We start from the raw sequence: 5,177 nt of genomic DNA, 5'->3' as shown, positions 1-5,177 counted from the left end.
CCGGGTGTGCGAGCGGGCCGCCGAGCGCGGGGTACGGATCGGGGCACAGGTCTCCTRSMGGGWSYTSGCGMGSKCGGCGGGCACGCGCGTGGCCTACGTCAAGCCGCACGGCGCGCTCTACAACCGCGTCGTGCACGACGCGGACCAGGCCCGCGCGGTCGTCCGGGGCGTCCTCCTCGCGGATGAGGCGATGCCCCTCCTGGGACTGCCCGGTTCACGCCTCCTGGACGCCGCCGCAGAGGCCGGTCTCCCCGTCGTCACCGAGGCGTTCGCGGACCGCGCCTACACCGACGAGGCCACACTGGTCCCGCGCTCCGCCGAGGGCGCGGTGATCACGGACGCGGACGCCGTCGTCGAACGCTCCCTCGGCATGGCACGGTCCGGCCGCGTCACCTCGCTCACGGGGCGGGAGATCGCCGTCCGCGCCCGGTCCCTGTGCCTGCACGGCGACACCCCGGGGGCGGTGGACCTGGCCCGCCGCGTCCGGGCCCGCCTGGAGTCCGCGGGCGTGCGCGTGGCGGCCTTCGCATGAGGGCCCTGCCGGTGGGCGAGCACGCCCTGCTGGTCGAACTGGCCGACGGGACCGAGGCGCAGGCCCTCCACGCCGAACTGCTGCGCCGCCGGGCGACGGGCGCCCTGCGGGTGCGCGAGATCGTGCCCGCCGCCCGCACGGTGCTCCTCGACGGCCTGGATGAGCCCGCCCGCGTCCGGGCCGAGCTGCCCGGCTGGGAGGTGCCGCCGCTGCCGCCGCGCGAGGGCACCGTCCTGGAGATCCCGGTGCGCTACGACGGCCCCGACCTCGCCGACGTGGCCGCCCACTGGGGGGTGGACGTGCCCGAGGTGGCACGGGTCCACTCGGCGGCCGAGTTCCGCGTCGCCTTCTGCGGGTTCGCGCCCGGCTTCGGCTATCTCACCGGCCTCGCCGAGCGCTACGAAGTGCCGCGCCGGGCCACGCCCCGCACCACCGTCCCGCGCGGCAGCGTCGCACTGGCCGGGCCCTACACGGGCGTCTACCCCCGCGCCTCGCCCGGCGGCTGGCAGCTCATCGGCTCCACGGACGTCGTGCTGTGGGACCCCGCGCGCGTGCCCGCGGCCCTGCTCTCCCCCGGCGTGCGCGTCCGCTTCGTCGCGGCCGGCGCACCGGAGGCTTCATGAGCGACCGCGCCTTCTCCGTCGTGCGGCCCGGGGCCCTGACCACCGTGCAGGATCGCGGCCGCCCCGGCCACGCCCATCTCGGGGTGCCCCGCTCGGGGGCCCTCGACGCGCCCGCCGCCGCCCTGGTCAACCGTCTGGTGGGCAACGGACCGGACGCGGCGGTCCTGGAGACCACCCTCGACGGCTGTGCCGTACGTCCGCGCCTGCCCGTGACGGTCGCGGTCGGCGGCGCGCCCTGCCCGGTGAGCGTGGACGGCCGTCCCGCTCCGTGGGGGGCGCCGCTGCGGGTGCCGGCGGGGGCGCTCCTGGAGGTCGGGGCCGTCGTCGCCGGAGTGCGGTCCTATGTCGCGTTCGACGGCGGCGTGGCCGTCGAGCCGGTGCTCGGCAGCCGCGCCACGGACCTGCTCTCGGGGCTCGGCCCGGCGCCGCTCGCCACCGGAGCCGTCCTGCCGCTCGGTGAGCCGAGCGGCCCGCACGCACGCGTGGACGCCGTTCCGCAGCCCGCGCCCCCCGGGGAGCTGGTGCTCGGGGTGACGCTCGGGCCGCGCTCCGACTGGTTCACGGCGGCGGCTCTGGAGACGCTCACCACGCGCGCGTACCGGGTGTCCTCGGCGAGCAACCGGATCGGCCTGCGGACCGAGGGGCCCGCGCTGGAGCGCGCCGTCCCGGGCGAGCTGCCGAGCGAGGGCATGGTTCTCGGCGCGGTCCAGGTGCCGCCCGACGGCACGCCGGTGGTCTTCCTCGCCGACCACCCCACCACCGGGGGCTACCCGGTGGTCGCGGTCGTCCGCGAGCGGGACCTCGCGGCGGCGGCCCAGGCCCCGCCGGGGACGCCGGTCCGCTTCGTGCGCGCGGGGCGCGGCTGACTCCGAAGCGGCTGGCTCCGAAGCGGCTGACTCCGAAGCGGCTGACTCCGAAGCGGCTGACTCCGGAGCGGCTGGCTCCGGAGCACCGCGGCCCCCGCAGCGCCGCCGTCTACACCGCGGGAGCGTCGGGGCCGATCCGGCTGCGGACCGCGGTCTGCACCTCGTCCTCCTCCGCGGGGTCCGCGGCGAGCCTGCGGAGTCGGTTGACCACGCGGGCGTCACCGGTCTCTGCGTGCCGTGCCGCGACCTCGCGGGTGGACTCCTCGCAGTCCCAGAGGCACTCGACGGCGAATCCGGCGGCGAAGGAGGGATCGGTTGCGGCGAGCGCGCGGGCGGCGCGGCCGCGCAGGTGGGAGGAGGCGGTCTCGCGGTAGACATGGCGCAGCACGGGGGCCGCGCAGGCGATGCCGAGGCGTCCCGCGCCGTCGACCAGGCTCCACAGGGTCGGCGCGTCGGGGCCCTCGCCCCTGACCGCCTCGCGGAGCGCGGCGAGGACCGGCTTGCTGTCCTGCGCACCGCCCCGGCAGGCGAGTACGCGTCCGGCGGCGGCGCCGAGCTCGTCGGGCCGGTAGGCCCAGCGCCGGGCGCGCTCGATGGCGGCGACGCTCCGCATCCGTTCGAAGGCCTCCAGGGCGGCGTCCACCACGACCCGGGTGGAGCCCTCCGCCACGGCGCGCTCGATGAGGTCGAGGACGGCCGGGTCCTGGGCGTCGGCCAGATAGCGCAGGGCGGCGCCCCTGGCCCCGTCGGAGCCGCTGCGGGCGGCCTCGACGATCTCGGGCCGGTCGTCGGGCCCGGCGACGGCGGTCAGGCAGCGCGCGGCGGGCACGTGCAGCACGGCTCCGCGCTCCAAGCCCTCCTGGGCCCAGTCGAGGACGGCCCGCACGCTCCAGCCGGGGCGCGGCCCCGACGGCCGCATCTGGCGCTGCCAGCGGTCGAAGGAGCCCTGCTCCCGCGCGGCGCGCACGCGGGCGCCGACACCGGGGCGCGCGTCCTCCTCCCAGAGGCGCCAGGGACGGGGTTCGTAGGCGTCGCGGACGGCGGCGGCCAGCTCGGCCTCGCCCTCCGCGTCGGCGGGGAACCTGGCGAGCACGGGGACGGCGAGGGCGCGCAGGCCCGCGTCGTCGTCGCGCAGGGCCAGCTCGTCCAGGGCCCAGGCCCAGTTCGCCCCGAACGCGGCGTACCTGCGCAGGAGCTCAAGGGCGTCGTGGCGGCCGTAGGAGGCGAGGTGGCCGAGGACCGCGAGGGCGAGGCCCGTGCGTGAGTCGTCGGTGTTCAGGACGTCCTCGGCGTCGAAGAGGTGCCGCTCGATCGCACCGAGCCCGCCGTTCAGGTCGAGGTAGAGCCGGGCGTAGTACAGCGAACGGTTCTCCACCTGCCAGTCGTGGCGTGGATCGTTCAGCACACAGTGGTCGAGGGCGGCGAGCGCCTCGTGCCGGGGTGCCGTGAGGGCGTGCAGGGTGCCGTCGCCGCGGCCCCGCTGCAGCAGGCCGAGCAGCGTACCGCTGGGCGCTATGACCGGATCGAACATGGGAAACAGCCTCACATCAAGCGTCGACGCAACCGGGAATCACGCATTACCTGGCCGTGCGCCAACACGTCGGGCCGCCCGCCGTCTCTTGCTTGTCGAAGACCATTTTCCTCTGCCTCTCGTCGGTGGCCCCATGGGTTCCCGGACGGAGGTCCGGGGGCGGGCCGCTCACGGTCCGCGCGGTGCGGCAGAACCTGCCCCGCCGTCGCGTCCGTGAATCACGTCGTCATGATGGCCCGGCGGTCCTGCCCGCCGCGACCACATTTCCAGCGCCCCCGTTGTTGCTGGTCAGGTACCCGCTCAGGCGGCCCCGAACAGTTCGAGCAGCTCCGTCTTGGCGAACATCCGGGCGGTGTCGACCGCCGAGGGCGTGCCCGCGCCCGGATCGGCGCCACCGTCCAGGAGCGCCCGGATCACCTCGTTCTCGCCCTTGAAGACGGCCCCGGCGAGCGGCGTCTGGCCCCGGTCGTTGGCGCGGTTGGCGTCGCCGCCCCGCTCCAGCAGGGCCCGGACGGCCTCGGCGTGCCCGTGGTAGGCGGCGAGCATCACCAGGGAGTCGCCGCTGTCGTTCGTGAGGTTGGCCGGCACGCCGGCGTCGACGTATGCCGCGAGCGCCGCGGTGTCGCCCTGGCGGGCCAGATCGAAGATCTTGGTCGCCAGCTCCACGACCTCGGGGTCATGGGCTTCGCTCATGGGGGGCGTCCGCCTTCCTGGGTGCGCTGCGTGTGCAGCCGTACGAGTGAATCGACAGGGTACTGCCCTCGCGGGCACATGGCGCGGACCGGCCGAGGCAAACCACTCCGCACCCCTCACCGATGCCCTGACCTGCTCATGAGCGGCGCCGCGCCCCTCCGCCATTCGAGGGAAAACACGAGGATTTCACTCTTTTGCACCTTTTGTCGTATGGATACATGCTGTGAGCCTGGAAGAACTCATGGTGACTGTCCCCACACCAACCAGGAGAATCCTCATGATCCTGTCCATCTCAGGCGTCGTGCTGCTCGGAATCATCGTCTTCCTGTTCTTCCGCAAGGACGGGCTCAAGGCCTCCCACGCCCTGGTCTGCGCCCTCTTCGGCTTCTATCTCGCGGGCACCGCACTCGCCCCGAGCATCAAGGCCAGCGGTGCGAGCCTCGCGAGCCTCCTCGGCGGGATCAAGTTCTGACCTCCCCGCACCCCGTACGCACCTCCAGGAGACCGACGTGGCCAGGCGCCCACTCCCCCGCATTCTGAGCAACGGCACCGCGTCCCTCGCACGCAGCCGGGAGCTGGCACGGTCGGCCGCCGACAGCGCCACCGATGTGCTCCACCCGCTGATCACGATCACCCGGGGGCTGCGCCGCCTCGCCGGGGCGGGCCGGCGCAAGTGGTCGGACACGCCCAAGGACCGGCGCGGGCCACTGCTGTTCATGGCGGCTTCCGTGGTCCTCGTGGTGGCCCTCGTCCCCTTCGGGGGCATGCTCGCCCTCATCTGCCTGATGGGGGCGGCCGCCTGGGCGGGCCGCGAGCGCACCGAGCCCGCCCCCGAGGGACCCGACGAGGCGCAGGCCCAGCGGCTCCAGTCCCTCTACGAAGCGCTCGTGCCCTACTTCTCCGTGCCCGAGGACCCCGCCCCGCTCTACGCC

General features: G+C 75.1%; 6 protein-coding genes and 1 pseudogene. 5 read left to right on the top strand and 2 right to left on the bottom strand.

Features of this window, described 5'->3' with window-relative positions:
- The 3 genes from AB8Z36_RS32995 to AB8Z36_RS32985 form a co-directional block, all read left to right on the top strand.
- A partial coding sequence (locus tag AB8Z36_RS32995) for a LamB/YcsF family protein (protein ID WP_369217065.1) occupies positions 1 to 532 on the top strand: 532 nt, incomplete at its 5' end.
- Positions 529 to 1,155, top strand: coding sequence for a 5-oxoprolinase subunit B family protein (locus tag AB8Z36_RS32990; RefSeq protein WP_369217064.1), 627 nt, complete (start codon positions 529 to 531; stop codon positions 1,153 to 1,155). The genes AB8Z36_RS32995 and AB8Z36_RS32990, both read left to right, overlap by 4 nt.
- Positions 1,152 to 2,021 carry a biotin-dependent carboxyltransferase family protein gene (locus tag AB8Z36_RS32985; RefSeq protein ID WP_369217063.1) on the top strand — a complete coding sequence of 290 codons (870 nt, stop codon included), beginning with the start codon at positions 1,152 to 1,154 and terminating at the stop codon, positions 2,019 to 2,021. The genes AB8Z36_RS32990 and AB8Z36_RS32985 overlap by 4 nt, the downstream gene beginning before the upstream one ends.
- Positions 2,022 to 2,130: 109 nt before the next feature.
- On the opposite strand, the gene AB8Z36_RS32980 is transcribed toward AB8Z36_RS32985, so the two are convergent.
- On the bottom strand, positions 2,131 to 3,552 hold the full coding sequence (locus tag AB8Z36_RS32980; protein ID WP_369217062.1) for a HEAT repeat domain-containing protein: 1,422 nt from the start codon (positions 3,550 to 3,552) through the stop codon (positions 2,131 to 2,133).
- Between the two features lie 300 nt (positions 3,553 to 3,852).
- A complete protein-coding gene (locus AB8Z36_RS32975) occupies positions 3,853 to 4,245 on the bottom strand; it encodes an ankyrin repeat domain-containing protein (protein WP_369217061.1) in 393 nt (130 codons plus the stop codon).
- Positions 4,246 to 4,522: 277 nt separating this feature from the next.
- On the opposite strand from AB8Z36_RS32975, the gene AB8Z36_RS32970 reads away from it, so the two are divergent.
- Together AB8Z36_RS32970 and AB8Z36_RS32965 are read left to right on the top strand one after the other, a co-directional pair.
- A complete protein-coding gene (locus AB8Z36_RS32970; protein WP_062779671.1) occupies positions 4,523 to 4,717 on the top strand; it encodes a hypothetical protein in 195 nt (64 codons plus the stop codon).
- A gap of 37 nt (positions 4,718 to 4,754) precedes the next feature.
- Positions 4,755 to 5,177 (top strand): annotated as a pseudogene (locus AB8Z36_RS32965) (hypothetical protein); the annotation flags it as partial.

The sequence above is a fragment of the Streptomyces flavofungini genome (genome assembly GCF_041028215.1).
GTDB lineage: Bacteria > Actinomycetota > Actinomycetes > Streptomycetales > Streptomycetaceae > Streptomyces > Streptomyces flavofungini_B.
Note: the sequence above shows the minus strand (reverse complement) of the source record. Positions and strands in the feature narration are given on the sequence as shown.